Below are 19339 nucleotides of genomic sequence, written 5' to 3'. Positions count from 1 at the left end.
AGGGGGGATGCATCTGACGCCGTCACGAAGAGCAGCCGAGCGTGGGCTCGGCTCTACAGACAGCAGTGCACCGGCAATGCCGCCTAACGTCATTACCAGCAGTCATGTGGGTGGCCGGATGTTACGGCTGGGTGACGCGTTCATGCCTGTCGCGGTGGGTGAACAGGCCCTTGAATGGAAGCGTGTTTCCGGCCTACCCCCACGAGCCCCCATGCCTGCCGCCCACACTCCTGTCCTGAGCTCTCTTGCCGTCCTGATCGCGGCCACCCTGGCCACGTCGCCCAGCCATGCCGCTGAAGCCGATACGGATCCTGCCACCACGGCAGCAACCGCCAATGTCGCGGCATCCACGTTGGATGCCGTGGTGGTGACCGGCTCGCGCACCAGCACGCGTACGGTGAAGAACAGCTCCACGCCGATCGATGTGATCTCGGCCGAAGACCTCACCGCCACCGGCCAGGCCAACCTGCTGGAAGCACTGCAACGCGCGCTGCCGTCGCTCAGCCAGATCGGTGGCTACCAGAGCGACCAGGAGAGCCTGATCCGTGGCTACCAGCTGCGCAACCTGTCGCCGGGCTACACGCTGGTGCTGGTGAACGGCAAGCGCCGCAATGCCAGTGCCTATGTCAGTGGCGCCAACGGCGGTGGCTTCCCCGGCCATGCCTGGGCCGATCTGGCGTTGATTCCGGTCTCGGCCATCGACCATGTGGAAGTGCTGCGCGATGGCGCTTCAGCCATCTATGGCTCGGATGCGATTACCGGTGTGGTCAACGTGATCCTGAAATCGCAGGCACAGGGTGGCGAACTGGCTGTGGAAAGCGGTCAGAGCATCGACGGCGATGGTTCGCGCACCAGCGTGCGTGCGAATGTGGGACTGCCGTGGGGCGCCGATGGCTTCGTCAACCTGTCGGGCGAGACCACGCGGCAGCACCACGCGATCCGTACCCGCCGCTACATCGATGGCTATCTGAGCTATCCGGCGGTAGATGCCAACGGCAATCTGGTTGCGCTGCGCCCGAACAACCGGTTGCCGGCCGGCGCATCGCCGAACCCGGCCGAGGCCAACCGCAATGCCGAGGCCAACACCATCCTCAGCTCGCCCTCGTATGCGCTGAAGGCGTTTGCGGTGAACGTGGGCCATGGGCTGGGCGACAGCGCACAGTTCTATGCCAATGCCACCGCCAGCGATCGCACCGCGCAGGCGATCCAGAACTTCCGCCTGCCGGCGACCATCTTCACCACCTACAAGGCACCCGGCGTGTTGAGTGTGTTCCCCGATGGCTTCCTGCCGGTGCTGGAAACCAAGGAGAAGCAGTACACCGGCACGGCGGGCGTGAAAGGCCAGATTGCGGGGTGGGACTACGACGCCAGCCTGACCGGCAACCGCAGCACGGTGCGTACCTACACCCGCAACTCGGTGAACTATTCGCTGCCGTACCCCGGCTCGCCGACCGACTTCTACGACGGCAAGCTGGACTACCAGCAGGGCATCGCCAACCTGGACCTGCGCCGTGGCTTCGAGGTGGCGGCGTTCGCTTCGCCGCTGGAAGTGAGCGCGGGCGCGGAGTACCAGCACGAACGGTACGAACGTGGGGCAGGGCAGTGGGAGTCGTACACCGGCTTCGGTGCTGCTGCATTCGTGGGCTACTCCACCGCCGATGCGGTGAAGGCTACGCGCAACAGCAAGGCGGTCTATGTGGGCGCGGCCACCAACATCACCTCGCGCTGGTACCTGGATGCGGCCGCTCGCTGGGAAGACCATTCCGACTTTGGCAGTGTCTCCACCGGCCGCCTGACCACGCGATTTGACTTCACCGACGCGCTGGGTGTGCGGGCCACGGTCAGTAACGGCTTCCATGCGCCCAGCCTGGGCGCGCAGTTCTACCAGGCCACCGGCAGCTGCCCCTGCGGCACCACGCTGGTGGCGCAGGTGTCGTCGCCGGCAGCGATCGCACTGGGTGCCACACCGCTGAAGCCTGAGAAAGCCACCAACTACAGCCTCGGCGTGACCTGGGACCCGAGCCCGGCCTTCCACCTGGCCGTGGATGCGTACCAGATCGATATCCGTGGCCAGCTCGGGCAGTCCAGCCAGATCGGCTACAACGCGCAGGATCCGGCGCGTATCACCGACAACAGTGGCACGGTGCTGAGTGCGGCGCAGAAGAACACCATCGATGCGCTGCTGGGTTCGGCCGGTATCAGCATCCTGCCGGGTGATGCGTTCTACGCCAGCTACTTCACCAACGTGGGCAACACCCGCACACGCGGCGTCGAATTGACCCTGGAAGCGAACCAGGAAACGGCATGGGGCAAGCTGCGCTGGAGCTACGCGGCCAACGTAGGGCGCACCACCATCCAGAAGGTCAGCGACATTCCGGCGGTGCTGCAGGGGCTGCCGAACATCAACCTGCTGACAAAGAGCAGCGAGTACGCGCTGCGCTTCCGTACGCCGAGCTACACGCAGGTGGCCGGGCTGGGGTGGCAGAACGGGCGCTGGCGTTCGAATGTGGACTTCACGTATTACGGCCCGATCAAACGCCTGAACAATGGCGTGGAGTACAAGCAGCCGCCGGTGCTGGTGACCAATCTCTCCGGTGCGGTGGAACTGGGTGCGGGCTGGAGTGCGGCGCTGGGCATCAACAACGTGTTCGACAAGCGCACCCGCAAGGTGCCGGAGTACGCGCGCAGTGCCACCGATGTGGCCAGCATCGAGACGACCTGGGACAACGGCGACGTGCTGGGCAACGTTGGGGCGTACTGGTATGGGCGGGTCAATTACCGGTTCTGACCTGGAGCAGTCGAGCATGGCTCGACTCTACAAGGGCGGGAAGCAGCCGAGCATGGCTCGGCTCTACAAAAGGCGAAAGGCGGCCGGACGTAGTCCGGCATCATCGAGGAGCAGTTCATGTCTTCTGCATTGAAGGTGGTTGCATTAGTGGGGTCGCCGACCAGTTCGGCGACGTCGCGCACGTTGCTGCTGGTGCGGTATCTGCTGGAGTCGTTGCAGCAGCGGGTGCACGCCAGTGTGGATCTGGTGGAGCTGGCGCCGATCGCGCGCTCGCTGGGGCAGTCGTTGTCGCGCGACGAAGTGGAGCCCGCCGTGGAGCAGGCGCTGCAGACGATCGAGGCGGCCGGGCTGCTGGTAGTGGCTGCGCCGGTCTATCGGGGATCGTTTCCGGGGCTGTTCAAGCATCTGGTCGACTTCATCGGGCTGGAAGCGTTGGTGGACACGCCGGTACTGCTGGCGGCAACCGGTGGCAGCGAGCGCCATGCGCTGGTGATCGACCACCAGCTGCGGCCGTTGTTCAGTTTCCTGCAGGCGCACACACTTCCAGTCGGGGTGTACGCCACGCCGGCCGACTTCGATGGCGAGCACATCAACAGTGCGGCCCTGCAGGCGCGGATTGCGCTGGCGACCGAGCGTGCGGCCGGGCATCTGACCGCACAGACGCTGGCGGTACCGGCTCCGCTGCGACGCATCGCCTGACGGCATAACCGGCGGCGCTTTGCTTATGGCCAAGGCGCATCTGCATGGCCGGATCTGACCGTCGATTGTCGCTTCGCATCGCTGCTGCGGTCGCAGCCATCTCTAGCATCGATATCGAAGCGGCATCGCATTGCCGCCCCCGCTGAGGACAACCCCGTGAGTCTGGACGCAACCGACAAGCCCATCCTGTTCCTGCTCGATCGTGAGTTCGAGGACGGACAGATTCCCGGCCAGCGCTTCTTCTGCCGGCACAGCCTGCTGTTGGAAGGGGCGCTGTCGAGCATCGACGGCCTGGACGCGCAGCTGGACGTGCGCCGCATCGGCTTCGCGCGGCCGCGCCGCGAGGTGATCGCCGAGATCGGCGAGCAGGACCAGTCACTGCCGAAGCTGGTGCTGCCGCAGGGCGTGCGCAGCGACCTGGCCAGCGGCGCGCACCAGGACCGCCAGTACATCTCCGGTGCCGAGCCGATTCTGGCCGCGCTGAATGGATTGCTCGGCATTCCCGTGGCCCACCCCTGAGCGAGGACGCGACCATGAGCTATCAGATCAGCGTACTGGACAAGAGCCCGGTGGCCGAAGGTGCCTCGCCAGAGCAGGCGCTGCGCAACAGCCTGCAGTTGGCCCAGCGCGCCGAACAGCTGGGCTATCACCGGTACTGGTTTGCCGAGCACCATGCCACGCCGACGTTGGCGAGTCCCGCACCCGAGGTGATTGCGGCGTGGGTGCTGGCGCAGACCCGGCGCATCCGTATCGGCAGCGGCGGGGTGATGCTGCGCCACTACGCGCCGTACAAGGTGGCGGAGAACTTCAACCTGCTGGCAGCGTTGGCGCCAGGGCGCGTGGATCTGGGCGTGGGCAAGGCGCCGGGCGGCCTGCCAGCGTCGACTGCCGCGCTGGCGGCCGGGCGCCCGGCGTTCGCCGACTTCGACCAGCAGCTGCGCGACCTTGAGGGCTATCTGTCCGGCGCTGAAGCCGATGTGCTGGCGCGTCCGGTTCCGCAGCAGGCGCCGGAGCGCTTCCTGCTCGGTGCCAGCCCGCAGAGCGCGAAGCAGGCGGCCGAGCTGGGCTGGCGCTTCGTCTACGCCGCGCACTTCGATGGCGACCCGAAGCATATCGAGGCGGCGTTCGACGCCTACCGCAGCGTCTCCTCGCAGCCCCCTCTGTTGGCGACGGTGGCCTTCGCCGCACCTACGGCCGAAGCGGCTGCGCGGCACATCGGTGCGCTACGCGTCTACAAGCTGCACCTTGGTCCCGGGCAGGCGGTGAACCTGCCCAGCCCCGAGGCGGCTGCCGAGTACGCACGCCAGGTGGGCGTGGCGGACTTCCGCATCGAGGAAACGCGCCCCAGCGTGCTGTCCGGCGATGCGCAGCATGTGCGTGACGAACTGGACGCGCTGCACCGGCGCTTCGGCGTGGGTGAGTTCATTCTCGATGCGCCGGTGGCCGACCTCGACGCACGCCTGACATCCCTTGAACTGCTGTCGCCCGCGCCACGCGCGGCGGTGGCCTGACCAGCAGGAGCGATCCCCATGAGCACCACCCCGCGCCACATTCCGTTCGGCATCATGCTGCAGGGCCCTGGCAGCCACATGCATGCCTGGAAGCATCCATCCAATCCGGCCGATGCCAGCGTCAACCTGCAGTTCTACATCGACATCGCGCGCACCGCCGAGAACAACGGAATTGCCTTTGGCTTCGTGGCCGATGGGCTGTACATCAACGAGAAGTCGATCCCGCATTTCCTCAACCGCTTTGAGCCGATCTCGCTGCTGTCGGCACTGGCCACGGCAACGAAGAAGATTGGCCTGGCCGGCACGCTGTCGACCTCCTACAGCGACCCGTTCACCGTGGCCCGGCAGTTTGCCTCGCTGGATCTTCTCAGCGGCGGCCGCGCCGGTTGGAACGTGGTGACCTCACCGCTGGAAGGCTCCGGCCGCAACTACGGCCGCCCGCATCCGGAGCACGCTCTGCGCTACCAGATCGCCGATGAGTATCTGGACGTCGTGCAGGGGCTGTGGGATTCGTGGGATGACGATGCCTTCGTGCGCGAGCGTGACAGTGGCACGTTCTTCGCACCGGAGAAGTTCCGCCGCCTCGATCACAAGGGCCGCTTCTTCCAGGTGGAAGGGCCGCTCAACATCCAGCGTTCGCCACAGGGCCAGCCGGTGATCTTCCAGGCCGGTTCGTCTGATGATGGTATCGCGCTGGCCGGCAAGTACGCCGATGCGGTGTTCACCCATTCGCCGTCGCTGGAAGAAACCCGCGCGTTCACCCAGAAGGTGAAGAACTCGGCGATCGCGCACGGCCGCAGCGGCAACGACGTGAAGATCTTCCCGGGCATCGGTCCCATCGTCGGCCGTACTGCCGAGGAGGCCGAAGCCAAATACCAGGCGATTGCCGCGTTGGCGACGCTGGAAGATGCGCTGGCCTACCTCGGGCGCTTCTTCGATCACCATGATTTCAGCCAGTACGACCCGGATGCACCGTTCCCGGCGCTTGGCGACATCGGCAGCAATTCGTTCCGCTCCACCACCGACCGCATCAAGCAGGACGCGCGCGAGAAGGGACTGAGCCTGCGCCAGGTGGCGCTGGAAGCGGTCAGCCCACGGCCAAACTTCATCGGCACACCGGAGCATGTGGCCGATGAGCTGATCCGCTGGTTCGATGCGGGTGCCAGCGATGGCTTCATTCTCGGCTTCGCCGCACAGCGCGAAGGCCTGGACGATTTCGTGACCCAGGTGCTGCCGATCCTGCAGGCGCGCGGTTACCACCAGCGCGAGCTGGAAGGACAGACCCTGCGCGAGCATCTGGGGCTGCCGTACAAGGCCAGCCGCTATTCGACCGATGCCGAACCGGCGCGGAAGGTAGGGTAGGGCGATGAGCGGAGAAAGCGCGGTAGCGCCGGGCCACGCCCGGCGGACTTCCCCAACAACCGGCGTGCTGCCTGAGATCGCAGCACGCGCCGAGGCCGCCATCGCGATCCGCCATGACCTGCATCGGCACCCTGAGCTGGCCTTCGAGGAGCATCGCACCAGCGCCCGCGTGGCCGAACTGCTGCAGCAGTGGGGTTATGAGGTGACCACCGGGCTCGGTGGCACCGGCGTGGTCGGCACGCTGCAGCGCGGGCACGGCAGCCGTCGCCTCGGCCTGCGCGCCGACATCGACGCACTGCCGATCCATGAGGACTCCGGCCTGGCCTATGCCAGCCAGACCGAGGGCCTGATGCATGCCTGCGGTCATGATGGCCACACCGCCATCCTGCTGTCTGCCGCGCATTACCTGGCCCACCACGGACGGATCGATGGGACCCTGCAGCTGGTATTCCAGCCGGCCGAGGAAACCGGCTCGGGTGCATCGAAGATGATTGCCGACGGCCTGTTCGAGCGCTTCCCGGTGGATGCGATCTATGGCCTGCACAACTGGCCGGGCGTGCCGGTGGGCCATTTCGGTTTCGTCGACGGGCCAGCGATGGCCTCGGTGGACTGGGCGCGACTGAAGGTGATCGGCAAGGGCGGCCACGGCGCCGAGCCGCAGGGCAGTGTCGACCCGATCCTGGTGGCGGCACACATCATCACCGCGCTGCAGAGCGTGGTGTCACGCAACGTCGACCCGCGGCAGATGGGCGTGGTTACCGTGGGCTCGATCCATGGCGGGCAGGCCGCCAATGTGATTCCGGACGTGGTGGAGCTGAAGCTGACGGTGCGCGCCTACCTGCCCGAGGTGCGCGATACACTGCGGCGCCGCGTCACCGAACTTGCCGAGCAGATCGCGGCGGCGTTCGGGGCACGCGCCGAGATCGAGTTCCCGCGCGGCTTCCCGAGCGTGATCAACCACCCGCAGCAGACCGCCTACATCCGCGAGGTGGCCGTGCAGGGCTTCGGTGCCGAACAGGTGGTGCCCGAATTCGCGCCACGCACCGCCAGCGAGGATTTCGCCTTCCTGCTGCAGGCGCGGCCCGGCAGCTTCGTGTTCGTGGGTAACGGTGACAGCGCCCCGCTGCACAGCCCGCGCTATGTGTTCAACGATGCGGCCATCGCACCCGCCGCCAGCCTGTGGGCGCGGCTGGCCGAAGACTATCTGGTGAAGGACGCGACATGAGCAGCAACGAACGCTTCCTCTATACCTCGGTGGATGATCCGCTGGCGCGGCCTTTGTTCGATGGCCTGGAGCAGGAGTACGACAGCCGCTACGCCGACGTGCGCCGCCGCATCGGCGGCAGCGCACGCGAGGAGCTGCAGCGCTATCCGGCGCAGGCCTTCGCCGCACCGGTAGGGGCGTTCGTGCTGCTGCTGCGTGATGGCGCTGCCATCTCGGGTGGCGCCTTCATGCCGCATCGTGATCCGGATACCGCCGAGTTCAAGCGTATCTGGACGCTGCCTGGGCTGCGCCGCCAGGGCATCGCGCGACGCGTGCTGCAGGAGCTGGAAGACCAGGCGGCACGGCAAGGGTACCGACGAGTGTTCCTGACCACCGGCTTCCGTCAGCCTGAAGCCGTTGGCCTGTACCTCAGTCATGGCTACACCGCGTTGTTCGATCTGGAGGCCGACCCGGAAACGGTTGCGCATCTGCCGTTCGAGAAGCACCTGCGGGCGACGACGCCTGTCGTTACCGCTGCACAGGCACTGCTGCACGGAGCCCACGCATGAGCACACCGTCGACCGCGCTGGAGGGCATCGCCGCTCGTCCGGCGCCCGGACCGGCACTGAAGATCGTGCCGGCCCGGCATCCGCTGCAGGTCTTCGGCACGGTGCTGGCACTGGCGCTGATCCTGATCGGGCTGCAGTCCGTGCTGGGCAATCCGCGCTGGGGCTGGGGCACCTTTGCCGAATGGTTCTTCGCACGCCCAGTGCTCGAGGGCCTGGGCCGCACGCTGCTGCTGACCGCGCTTGGCACCGGACTTGGTTTCGCATTGGGTACCTTGCTGGCGTTGGCCCGTGTGTCCGGCTCGCCGCTGCTGTCGGCGGTGTCGTGGGGCTACGTGTGGCTGTTCCGCTCGATCCCGCTGCTGGTGCTGTTGTTGCTGCTGAACAACCTGGGCTACCTGTACAGCACCATCGAGCTGGGCGTGCCGTTCACCGGCATCAGCCTGTTCTCGTACCCGACCACACAGCTGATCGGTGTGTTCACCGCCGCGGTGCTGGGCCTGACCCTGAACCAGGCAGCGTTCTCGGCCGAGGTGATCCGCGGTGGCATCCTCTCGGTCGACCACGGCCAGTACGAGGCCGCGGCCGCGCTCGGCCTGCCGCGTGGTCGCCAGGTGCGGCGCATCATCCTGCCGCAGGCGATGCGCTCGATCCTGCCGGCCGCGTTCAACGATGTGATCGGCCTGGCCAAGAGTACCTCGGTGGTCTATGTGCTGGCGCTGCCGGAGCTGTTCTACACCGTGCAGGTGATCTACCGGCGCAACCTTGAGGTGGTGCCGCTGCTGATGGTCGCCACGGTCTGGTACCTGGTGATCCTGACCGTGTTGTCGCTGCTGCAGCGGCGCGTGGAGCAGCGCTTCGCGCGCGGCCAGCTGCAGCGCGAGCGCTCCGTGTCGCGGGTGTCATCCCCCCCGCGTGTGCAGAGCGATGCCGCGCCGCGCGTGGCAAGCCGCCCGCGCATCGCCACGCAGGTGGAAGCGGGCGAGGGTGCTGCGGTGTCGCTGCACGGCGTAGGCAAGGTGTTCGGCGACCAGCCGGTGCTGGAAGACGTGAACCTGGACCTGCGCGCCGGCAGCGTGACGGTGCTGATTGGCCCGTCCGGCGCCGGCAAGTCCACGCTGCTGCGGCTGATCAACCACCTGGAACGCGCCGACGGCGGCTACGTGACTGTCGGCGGCCAGCTGATTGGCTACCGCCGCGAGGGTGACACCTTGTACGAACTGCCCGAGCGTGAGATCCGCCGCCGTCGTGCGGAAGTGGGCATGGTGTTCCAGGGCTTCAACCTGTTCCCGCACCTGACCGCGCTGGAAAACATCATCGAGGCACCGATCGCGGTGCGTGGCGTGCCGCGCGCGCAGGCCGAGCAACAGGCGCGGACGCTGCTGGAGCGGGTTGGCCTGGCCGACAAGGCCGATGCCTTCCCACGCCAGCTGTCGGGTGGCCAGCAGCAGCGCATCGCGATCGCCCGCGCACTGGCGCTGCAACCGAAGGTGCTGCTGTTCGATGAACCGACCTCGGCACTGGACCCGGAACTGGTGGCTGAAGTGCTGAGCGTGATCGAGGAGCTGGCCAGTTCCGGCACCACGCTGGTGATCGTCACCCATGAACTGAGCTTCGCCCGCCGCGTGGCCGACCACGTGGTGATGATGGACCAAGGGCGGGTGATCGAGCAGGGCACGCCCGAGGCCCTGTTCGAGCGCCCGCGCCAACAACGCACGGCCGATTTCCTGGCCAAGACCCTGTAGCCCCGGAAGGAACACCATGAGCCCTGCAGCACCGCGTCGCCCCTCGCGCAGCACCCTGTTGATCGTGGGCGTGCTGGTCATCGGCATCGCCGGTATCGTCTATTCGCGCGTACGCCAGGCACCGGATGCCGGCGCCGTGGCCGCGACCAGCCTGGCCGGTGCGAACACAGCCGTGCTGAAGGGCACGTTTGACCCGAAGGCGCAGGCGTTGATCCCGGCCGACTATCGCTTCGTCACCCCCGGTACGTTCACCGTGGCCACTCATCCGGGGCAGCTGCCGCTGGCCGACTATGGTGCCGACAGCAAGGACGTGGTCGGCATCGAGCCGGACATCGCGCGGCTGATCGCCGATGGGTTGGGCCTGAAGCTGGTGATCGTACCGGTGGCCTGGCCCGATTGGCCGCTGGGGCTGGAATCGGGCAAGTACGATGCGGTGCTGTCCAATGTGACGGTCACCGAGGAGCGCAAGAAGAAATTCGATTTCTCCAGCTATCGTTACGACCTGCTGGGCATCTACACGCGCACTGATGGGCCGATCCAGAAGATCGAGAAGCCGGCGGATGTCGCGGGGCTGAAGGTGGTGGTGGGCGCCAGCACCAACCAGGACCAGATCCTGCGTCAGTGGGATCAGCAGAACATCGCCGCGGGCCTGAAGCCGGTGGAGTACCAGTACTTCGACGACGCGGTGGTCGGCCGCTTGGCGGTGATCACCGGCCGCGCCGATGTCTCGTTCGAGCCCAATGCCACCGGCGCGTACTCGGCACGCGATGGCAAGGTTCGGCGCGTGGGCCTGTTCCCCGGTGGCTGGCCGAACGCCGCGGCGATCTCGGTGACCACGCGCAAGGGCAGTGGCCTGGCCGAGGCGGTGACGCAGGCGCTGAACACCCAGATCGGCAGCGGCACCTATGCGCAGGCGCTGAAGCGCTGGAATGTGGCCGAGGAAGCGGTGCCGCAGTCGCAGACCAATCCACCGGGGTTGCCGACGCTGCAGTGACGCCGGGCGTGGCCCGGCGCTACCTCCGCTTCTGTAGAGCCGAGCCATGCTCGGCTGCGGTTCGCGCGGTTCGCGCGGTTCGCGCGGCTCGCGACGAGTCGAGCATGGCTCGACTCTACAAGAGCATCCACGCATGGCGTGGATCTACTCGCGGAATCTGCCTTCTGTAGAGCCGAGCCATGCTCGGCTGCTCTACCAACGCGCCTCCAGCGTCTTGAAGGGCTTCGCCAACCGCACACCCTCGGCATCGAAGTCGGAAACGCTACGTCCATCCACACGCACCGTTTTCGGCATCGTGCGCGCCGGCCACCAGACCTTCACCGCCGTCCCGTTGCGCAGCCCCTCGCCAAGCGCCACCGTCAGCACGCCGTCGCGCTGCCGCGCCTGCATCTGCAACGTGCCATACGCCGTCGGCAGGCGTTCCACCGCCAAGCCATCGCCCGCCACCCACGACGGCGGCGTGCCTGGCAGCAGCGACAGCGCATCATCGTCTTCGCGCATCAGCATGCCGAACAGCGTGCGGCCGTACTCGGCGCCGATCCAGGTATGGGGCATATCGCCGAGATAGCGCGGGAACCGCAGCCGCGAATGCACCACTTCGGCCAGCACCTGCCACTCAAGCGGGCGCCGATCGTGCAGAAGCCCCTGCAGCAGCTCGTCGGCCACCTGTGGCTGGCCAAGGTGCACGTAGCTCAGCACATTGCGGATCTCGTATGGCGTGTAGGCGTACAGCGCGCCGGGCTGGCTGCGCTTGCGCACGTCATCGAGATAGCGGGCGAAGGTGATGCGCAGCGCTTCGGCGGGCAGCACGCTCTGTGCGCCGGTCGGATCCAGCGCGATCGATACCCCGGTGGGATCGCCATCGCCCAGGTCGGCCGAGGAGGGAATGAAGTCGATGCCCTTCCACGCCATCGTCGCCCGGATCGAGGCGTGCAGCGCGTCGTAAAGCAGTTTGTACTGTTCCCGTGCCCACATCGCAGTCTCGTGGTCGCCCAGCGATTCAGCCAGCCACGCGCCGTCGTGCCAGCCCTTCAGTCCCCAGTAGTCATCCCAGTAGCTGTGGGTGGGCGAGGGATAGCCCTCGTGGCTGATCGATGGCGCAAGAATGCCGGCGAAGCGCTCCGGCGCTGGCTGGTCGGCCTTGTAGCCGGGCACCAGCGTGCGCTCGCGCAGTTCCTGCAGAAAACGCAGCGCCGCCTTCACTTTCGGCAGATAGGCACGCACCGACCCGGGCCCGCCATCGAGACGCGCGACATCGGCCACCAGCGCGACGTACTGGCCCTGGCTGTCGTACTCGATGTCAGAGCCGAAGCCGGTATTGACGCTGCCATCGTCGTTGAGGATGGGCGAGACCAGGCCGTTGGCATGCACTCCGTGTTTGCTGTACCAGGCCAGGTAGTCACGCGCTACGCGGGCTTCGCCCATGCGCAGCAGCACCGCCGAGGTGGCCATGCCGTCGCGGATGAAGGAACGGTTGTAGTTGCGCGGGCCAGGCTGCATGGCTGGGCCGGTCTGGTTGATCAGCATGTAGGCGGCCTGCGCGCGCAGCATGTCCACCAGTGAGGGATCGGGCAGGCGCAGGCCGACCTGGCCCAGCCGTGCCTGCCAGTCCGCAGAGGCCTGTGTGGCCAGGGTGTCGAATGCCGTGTTGGCGTCGCGCGGCAGCGAGGCCAGATCGAGCGGTGGTGCCTCGGGCAGCACACCCTTGGTATCGGCGGCGGCAGTACCCAGCGGGAAGGCAACCACGACGGCATCACTGGCACCCGGATCCAGCGAGATACGGTAGTCCATAGCGGCGGCGGCAAGACCCTGCTCATCGCGTGCCTGCTGGGTGGAAGGCAGCTTCCCAACGGCGAGGGCCGAGGTGATTTCCGTGGCCCCCTCCTTGCCGAAGGGCGCCGCACCAGACGCCCATACCGGCGTGAGCGAATACAACAACGTGCGGCCATTGATGCGCACGGCCTGACGGTCTACAGCAACGTCGCGGATCGGCGACAGGCCACCGTTCTGCCACGGCGGATTCATCTGCATCGGGCGCACGACAAGGCTGAGCGTGCCTTCGATCCTGGTGCTGCCGGTGTTGTGCAGGCGGTGGCGCAGGAAGGTCACCGGCTGGCCATCACGTTCGATGGCGAACACTTCGCTGCGCAGTTCCAGCCCAGGCTGCGGCGACCAGGTGGCGGAGGGCATCGGCTTCCAGCCATCACGCAAAGCATGCTGCACGTTCTGCCCGGCGGCACCTGCAGTGCTCCCACTGGCGCTGCGCCAGATCGGCTGCACCAGCGGCGCGCCCTTGAACGCTTCCAGGTTGCCGTACTCGTCGAAGATCGATTTCTGTCGCCCGGCATGCACCCCAACAGCGGTCCAGTAGGTCTGCTGCATCTGCAGCGAGGCCGGGAACAACGCGCGTTGCGCACCGCTGGCGGCAATCTGGTACTGCTTCATCGGCGTCATCACCGCCTTCGGCCCGAGCAGGCGCAGGCGTGCCACCGTTGGTGCAGGACCCTCCACGCTCAGGCGGAATGCACGCACGGATTGCGCGGTATCGGCGGCGAGCCAGCTCTGCTTGTGATCTGCCGCCTGCGCATCGTGGGTCAGTTCCTGCCAGCGGCCTTGGGCGTCCTGTGCCTGCAGGCGGGCCGCACCGCGCGCGCCGTCGGCCCATTCCACTGCCAGGCCAGCCGTGGATTGCGTGCGCGGCAGCGTGATGTCGAGCGTGTGGCTGCCACCTTTCCCGGTCGGCAAGGCGACCGGACTGCCGCCTTGCCAGAGTGCGGCTGCCTGCGTCGCATCGACACCGCCGATGCGCGCGCTGAGTGTGCTGTCCAGTGGCTCCATCTCGAAGATCGACACGCCCCAGTCGGAGGTGCGCCGTGGACTGGCCAGCCGCAGGTAGCGTGCCTGGCGTGGTGCGAAGTACAGCGTTTCAACGTCGCCCAGCGAATCGGCCATGGTGTACGCGGTCTGCCACTGCGTGCCATCCAGCGAGGTCTGCAGTGAATAGCCTTCCGGATTGGAGACATCCCAGGTGAGGCGCGCGCCGGCCAGCAGGGTGGGCGCGCCCAGGTCGATCTGGAACCAGTGGCCGGGGCTGAAGGCGCCGCCGGTGACGGTCTTCGGGTCGCCGTCGATCAGGTGGCTGATCGCCATCGCCGGCACCTGCTGCGAGGAACTGCTGGCCTGCCATTGACTGCGGGGGGGAAGGGGCTGTGCCTGTGCGGCAGCGGCGAGGGCGGCCAACAGCAGGGTGGCGGCAGATTGCCACGGGAAGGCTGAGCGGGAGACCTTGGAGCGTTCGGCGCGCAACGTCATTACGGACAGCCTCGCAGGTTCGACCGGTATCGGGCGAGCGCTACGCTAGCAAGGTATGTAATCGGTTACATGACGCGTTGCAATAGGTTGCGGATGATCCCCGGTCGCCTCCTTCGTGGGCTTGAGTCACGATTCATCGATGGGACTGACGCATGTGGCTCTGGACGCCTGCCGGCTAGGTCATACGCTGATTGATAGCGACCTCAGGTCTGAAATGGATTGATGATGGAATTCAGCTTCACGCTGATGTATCGGGTGCCCGATACCGGAGAAGATCTCAGTGCATTTGAGCGATGTCTTGCAGAGTCGGGATGTGACGATGCATTGCTGGGCAGCGGTTTGCCGGGCATCTTGGCGTTGCGATTCTGGCGAGAGGGAACGGCCGCAAACGATGTCGCGCGTGACTCATGCGCGCAGGTCCAGAAGGCGCTCCCGGAAGCCGAGTTGATAGCGGTGCATTCTGATGTCAGCAATGCTGCCAGCGTCTCTACCTGCAGTTTCGCCAGAGCTGAGCCTGCTTGACTTCCACTGAACACGTTTCAGAAGCAGCCGAGCATGGCTCGGCTCTACAGGGCCTTGGGATACATGACGCCCCGTCACGCCGGTTACAACTCCACCGTCTCCCACCAGCGCGTGCCCGCCTGCGGCGACTGCATGTCCAGCGCTTCACCCATCATCGGGGTGGCCACCGGCACGTTGTTTGCCTTCGCCAGCGCGGTAATGCGCTCGAGCGGCTGCTGCCACGCGTGCAGGGCCAGGTCGAAGGTGCCGTTGTGGATCGGCAGCAGCCACTTGCCGCGCAGGTCCAGGTGCGCCTGCAGGGTCTGTTCCGGCTGCATGTGCACGAACGCCCATCGCGGGTCGTACGCACCGGTTTCGATCATGGTCAGATCGAACGGGCCATACTTTTCGCCGATGGCCTTGAAGCCGTCGAAGTAGCCGGTGTCGCCGCTGAAGAAGATGCGGAAGTCGCCGTCCTGGATCACCCACGACGCCCACAGGCTGCGGTCGCTGTCGCCCAGCCCGCGGCCGGAAAAATGCTGGCCCGGGGTGGCGGTCAGGCGCAGGCCGTTGGCTTCGGTGGATTGCCACCAGTCCAGCTGTTCGACCTTGGCGGCGTCCACGCCCCAGGCGATCAGCTGGTCACCCACGCCGAGCGGTGCGATGAAGCGCGCGGTCTTGCCGGCCAACTGCATCACGGCGGCGTGGTCGAGGTGGTCGTAGTGGTTGTGCGAGAGGATCACGCCGGCAATCGGCGGCAGCTCGTCGATGCTGATCGGCGGCGCATGGAAGCGGGCCGGTCCCATCCACTGGACCGGCGAGGCGCGCTCGGAAAACACCGGGTCGGTCAGCCAGTACTGGCCGCGAAGCTTCAACAGGATCGTGGAATGGCCGATGCGGAACAGGCTGCGGTCCGGCGCAGCGTCCAGCGTGGCACGGTCCAGCGGCTGCACCGGGATCGGATGATTGGGCACGGTGCCCTTGGGCTTGTTGAACAGGAAGGTCCACCAGATCTCCAGGCCGTCGCGCAGGCCCATTGCCGGCTTCGGCAGGGCGTTGCGGAACTTGCCGTCGCGGTACTGCGGCGAGTCGGGGAAGTCGGGGAGGGACCAGGACTTGCAGAAGGTGTAGGCGGTCACGGCGAGGATTCCAAGCAGGAGGACAAGGAGCAGGCGCTTCATGGGTGACGTCCGCTGAGTACACTGCACAGTGTAGTTTCCGTTTTTTGAAAAGTACACTGACGGGTGTAAAATGTCGGTGTCCGTTCAGCTATCCGGTTTCCGCCATGCCCCGTGCCCCGCAACGCCTGACCGACCGCAAACGCGAAGCCATCGTGCGCGCGGCGGTGGAGGAGTTCCGTGCCTCGGGCTACGAGGCGACCAGCATGGACCGCATTGCCGAGGTGGCCGGGGTCTCCAAGCGCACCGTCTACAACCACTTCCCGAGCAAGGAAGCGCTGTTCTCGATGATCCTGGAGGAGCTGTGGGAACGCAGCGTAGCCAGTGATACGTTGCCGTACCGGCCTGACCAGACGCTGCAGGCGCAGCTGCTGCAGTTGGTAGGGCAGAAGCTGGAACTGCTCAGCGATGCCAACTTCATCGATCTGGCGCGGGTGGCGATGGCCGAGATCATCCATTCGCCGGAGCGCGCGCAGGCCATCGTCTGTCGCATGGGCGAGAAGGAAAGCGGCGAGAGTGCCTGGATCCGCGCGGCCATCGCCGATGGCCGGCTGCGCGAGGTTGATCCGGAATTTGCTGGCCACCAGCTGCACGGCCTGGTGAAGAGCTTCGCGTTCTGGCCGCAGGTGACGATGGGGCAGGCGCCGTTGAATGCGCATGAGCGTGCACGCGTGGCCGAGTCGGCGGTGGCGATGTTCCTGGGCTTCTACGCAGTCTAGTTGGCGGCGAAACGGCGGAACTCGTCGGCCGGCAGCGCTGCCGAGTACAGATAGCCCTGGCCGACATCCACGCCAAGTGCACGTAGTTGTTGTTCCTGCGCCAGGGTCTCGGTGCCCTCGGCCACGACAACCGCACCGCAGCGGTGCGCGACTTCGACGATGAAGCGCACGATCGACTGCGACTTGGCGTCGGACAGCGTGGCGATCAGCGCCTGTTCGATCTTGACCTCGGCAATGGCCAGCTGCGAAAGCAGGATCAGGGTTGAATAGCCGGCGCCGAAATCATCCAGCGACAAGGTGACCTCGGCCGCCAGCAACTGCGCGATGTTGGCATCGACCACGTCGCGCTCGACGATCTCGGTCCATTCGACAATCTCCAGGCGCAGCATCTCACCAGGCACATCGTGCAGCTGCAGCAGTTCCTGCAGGCGCTGGCCAAAGCCGGGCTGGCGCAGGGACTCGGCGGAAACGTTGACGGCAACGGTCAATGCTGTGGCATCACGCCGGCACTGCTGCAGGAAATGGATGGCCGACTGCAGCGTGGCCCATTCCAGTTCGGCCAACCGCCCATGCCGACGCAGCAGGGAGATCACGCGCATCGGTGCGATCATCCTGCCCTCGGTATCGCGCATGCGCAGCAGTGCTTCGGCGCCGACCAGCCGGCGATCCTGCAGGCGATGCTTGGGCTGGTAGCACAGCGGCGCATCCCCCTGCTGCAACCAGCGTTCGAGTGAGCTCTCGATCAGGGCGTCGATCTCGCTGTCGCGCTGGATCGGGTCATCAAAGAACACCACGCCCGATTCGATCGCGCTGAGCGCCAGGGTGATCGCGCGGAACGGCAGGTGGCCGTCGTCTTCAGGGGTTGGGGGCTTGAGCTCCACCACCGCGCAGCGGAACAACGGGCGGAAGCCCGGCCAGTCACGGCCGACCCGGTCAGCCAGGTTGCTGGCCAGCTCGGTGATCTGTGGTTGCGTGCGCAGTTCGGGCAGGGTCAGGTCGCGTACCAGGATCGCCAGCGCGGCGTCGCCGAACTGATGGATCTCCAGCTGTCCGGTCGGCAGCGCGGGCAGCAACCGATGCACCTCGTCGGTGGTGTCGCGCTGCCACAGGCCGTTGTCCTGCAGAGGACCATAGCGCAGGCGCAGATCGCGCAGGTTGCCCATCTCGGCCACGATCAGGCAGGCCTTGCCGATGCCGTCGTTGTCGCGCCAGAAGTGCTGCAGGCGTTCGCCGAGCGCGCGCATGTTGGGCAGGCCACTGATCGGATCGATACGCAGCCAGGCCTGTTCGCGTTGGCGCTGCACGTCGATCTGCGCATCGTTGTAGACCAGTGCGAACACCGCGCCCAGCATCAGCAGTGACAGCGGCAGCGCCAGCAGGCGCTGGATCGCCAGCTCTTCCACCGGCAGCAGGTCGGCGCCGATGATCGCCACGCCCAGGGCCAGGCCGAACGCGGTGACGGCGATGCGTACGCCCCAGGCCTGCAGGATCATGCGCAGCGAGAGTTCATTGAGCATGCGCGGGTGCAGGCGCCTGCGCAGCCAGACGCCTGCCAACATCTGCAGTGCGGCCTCCAGGCCAGCAGGCAGGAAGTACAGCGTGCCTGCGAACTGGTAGCGGGCCAGCAGGCTGGCGCCGAGGCAGGCCAGGCCGCCGCGCCAGCCGCCAAGCAGGCCACTGACCAGCAGGATGTCGAAGCCCAGATGGAGCTTGACCACCCCTTGCGTATAGCGGGCCACGAACCACGAGTTGAACAGGTAGATCAGGCCCAGCGCTACGCCTACGTACAGGCGGCGGCCTTCAATGGCGTGGCCGGCGCGACGGGTGGCGATCAGCAGCACGCCGATCATGCCGATCACCGCCGTGGCCTGCAGCAGGTACAGCGGCAGGCTGGGCAGGGCGCTGTCCAGGACCTGGGCCGCAACCCGTGAAAGCGCATCCATAGCAGGTTCCCGCCTGTGACCGACGGCCAGTGAGGAGCAGGGTAAACCACGGCCGCCTGTGCGGCCACCGCGAGTGCGCTGCGCTGCCCCTGGGGTCAGTAGCGCGGGTCGGCGATGGCGGGCAGTACCAGTTCACGTACGAAGCCGGACGGCGACAGCTGCAGCAGCGCACGCACCATGGTCACCACGTCGTGCACCGGCACCAGTTCGCCATCGCCGCGCGCTGCCGCCGCTGCCACGGGAACCGACAGTGCATCGTCGGTATTGAGATAACCCAGCTGCAGGCTGGTCACCGCCAGGCGTCGATCACGGAAGCCTTCGCGCAATGCGTCGGCGATGCCGTTGAGTGCGAATTTCGAAGCGCCGAACGCCACTTCCGGGCGGCCGCTGCGTGGCAGGGCCGAGGTTGAGCCGGTCAGCACCAGTTGCGGGCGCGATGCCTGCAGCACGCGAGGCAGCAGGCGGCGCAGCAGCATCAGGGTGGCGGTGACGTTGACGTCGATCAGCTGTGCGAGGGCACTGTCGGATTCATCGAGGAAGGCGTAATCGTCGCTGAAGGCGTTCGCTTCCCAGATGCCCAGATTGTGGATCAGCACGTCGATATCGGCTGGTGCCTGCGTCGCGATATGGTCGGCGGCCAGGGTTGGTTGGGCCAGGTCGGCTTCGATCCACTGTAGGGTGACGCCCGCAGGGCATTGGATTTCGCGCGGGCGACTGCGGGAGACGCCGACAACGGTATCGCCGGGTTGGCACAGGCCTTCAACGAATGCCCGCCCCAGGCCCCTGCTGGCGCCGATGACCATCAACTTCATGCTGC

At 66.5% G+C, this 19339-nt stretch carries 15 protein-coding genes; 11 read left to right on the top strand and 4 right to left on the bottom strand.

Annotated features, from left to right (window positions below; translation table 11 throughout):
- Window positions 1-211: 211 nt before the first annotated feature.
- The 9 genes from AASM09_RS13235 (at window position 212) to AASM09_RS13195 (ending at window position 10869) form a co-directional block, all read left to right on the top strand.
- Window positions 212-2788, top strand: a complete 2577-nt coding sequence (locus tag AASM09_RS13235) for a TonB-dependent receptor plug domain-containing protein (protein ID WP_049430731.1) — start codon at window positions 212-214, stop codon at window positions 2786-2788.
- A gap of 117 nt (window positions 2789-2905) precedes the next feature.
- A complete protein-coding gene (gene msuE / locus AASM09_RS13230) occupies window positions 2906-3487 on the top strand; it encodes an FMN reductase (RefSeq protein WP_049430729.1) in 582 nt (193 codons plus the stop codon).
- A gap of 156 nt (window positions 3488-3643) precedes the next feature.
- A complete protein-coding gene (locus tag AASM09_RS13225; protein WP_014646898.1) occupies window positions 3644-4006 on the top strand; it encodes a DUF3088 family protein in 363 nt (120 codons plus the stop codon).
- A gap of 14 nt (window positions 4007-4020) precedes the next feature.
- Window positions 4021-4998, top strand: coding sequence for an MsnO8 family LLM class oxidoreductase (locus AASM09_RS13220; RefSeq protein WP_049430728.1), 978 nt, complete (start codon window positions 4021-4023; stop codon window positions 4996-4998).
- Between the two features lie 18 nt (window positions 4999-5016).
- Window positions 5017-6360 (top strand): LLM class flavin-dependent oxidoreductase, encoded by a 1344-nt coding sequence (locus tag AASM09_RS13215; RefSeq protein ID WP_049430726.1) that lies wholly within the window; start codon window positions 5017-5019, stop codon window positions 6358-6360.
- A gap of 4 nt (window positions 6361-6364) precedes the next feature.
- Window positions 6365-7585: a M20 aminoacylase family protein gene (locus AASM09_RS13210; protein WP_080355067.1), complete on the top strand. Its 1221-nt coding sequence runs from the start codon at window positions 6365-6367 to the stop codon at window positions 7583-7585.
- Entirely contained in the window at window positions 7582-8133 is a 552-nt protein-coding gene (locus AASM09_RS13205) for a GNAT family N-acetyltransferase (RefSeq protein ID WP_049430722.1), read from the top strand. Before AASM09_RS13210 ends, AASM09_RS13205 begins: the two co-directional genes overlap by 4 nt.
- The gene (locus tag AASM09_RS13200) at window positions 8130-9875 is read left to right on the top strand and encodes an amino acid ABC transporter permease/ATP-binding protein (RefSeq protein ID WP_080355066.1); all 1746 of its coding nucleotides are present in this window, start codon (window positions 8130-8132) and stop codon (window positions 9873-9875) included. The genes AASM09_RS13205 and AASM09_RS13200 overlap by 4 nt, the downstream gene beginning before the upstream one ends.
- A 16-nt stretch (window positions 9876-9891) precedes the next feature.
- Window positions 9892-10869, top strand: coding sequence for an ABC transporter substrate-binding protein (locus AASM09_RS13195; protein ID WP_049430720.1), 978 nt, complete (start codon window positions 9892-9894; stop codon window positions 10867-10869).
- Window positions 10870-11061: 192 nt separating this feature from the next.
- Here the strand turns inward: AASM09_RS13195 and AASM09_RS13190 are convergent, their stop codons facing one another.
- The gene (locus tag AASM09_RS13190; protein ID WP_049430717.1) at window positions 11062-14181 is read right to left on the bottom strand and encodes a discoidin domain-containing protein; all 3120 of its coding nucleotides are present in this window, start codon (window positions 14179-14181) and stop codon (window positions 11062-11064) included.
- 225 nt (window positions 14182-14406) lie between these two features.
- On the opposite strand from AASM09_RS13190, the gene AASM09_RS13185 reads away from it, so the two are divergent.
- Complete coding sequence (locus tag AASM09_RS13185) at window positions 14407-14703, top strand: hypothetical protein (protein ID WP_152906597.1); 297 nt, start codon at window positions 14407-14409, stop codon at window positions 14701-14703.
- A gap of 83 nt (window positions 14704-14786) precedes the next feature.
- Here the strand turns inward: AASM09_RS13185 and AASM09_RS13180 are convergent, their stop codons facing one another.
- Window positions 14787-15863 (bottom strand): MBL fold metallo-hydrolase, encoded by a 1077-nt coding sequence (locus AASM09_RS13180; RefSeq protein WP_049430715.1) that lies wholly within the window; start codon window positions 15861-15863, stop codon window positions 14787-14789.
- Between the two features lie 104 nt (window positions 15864-15967).
- Here AASM09_RS13180 and AASM09_RS13175 point away from each other — a divergent pair, with 104 nt between their 5' ends.
- Window positions 15968-16579 carry a TetR/AcrR family transcriptional regulator gene (locus tag AASM09_RS13175; protein WP_049430713.1) on the top strand — a complete coding sequence of 204 codons (612 nt, stop codon included), beginning with the start codon at window positions 15968-15970 and terminating at the stop codon, window positions 16577-16579.
- Here the strand turns inward: AASM09_RS13175 and AASM09_RS13170 are convergent.
- Entirely contained in the window at window positions 16576-18522 is a 1947-nt protein-coding gene (locus AASM09_RS13170) for an EAL domain-containing protein (protein WP_049430711.1), read from the bottom strand. The two genes, AASM09_RS13175 and AASM09_RS13170, sit on opposite strands and share 4 nt — an antisense overlap.
- A gap of 95 nt (window positions 18523-18617) precedes the next feature.
- Complete coding sequence (locus AASM09_RS13165) at window positions 18618-19334, bottom strand: SDR family NAD(P)-dependent oxidoreductase (RefSeq protein WP_049430710.1); 717 nt, start codon at window positions 19332-19334, stop codon at window positions 18618-18620.
- Between the last annotated feature and the right edge of the window lie 5 nt (window positions 19335-19339).

It is taken from the genome of Stenotrophomonas maltophilia (assembly GCF_039555535.1).
Taxonomy (GTDB): domain Bacteria; phylum Pseudomonadota; class Gammaproteobacteria; order Xanthomonadales; family Xanthomonadaceae; genus Stenotrophomonas; species Stenotrophomonas maltophilia_Q.
Note: the sequence above shows the minus strand (reverse complement) of the source record. Positions and strands in the feature narration are given on the sequence as shown.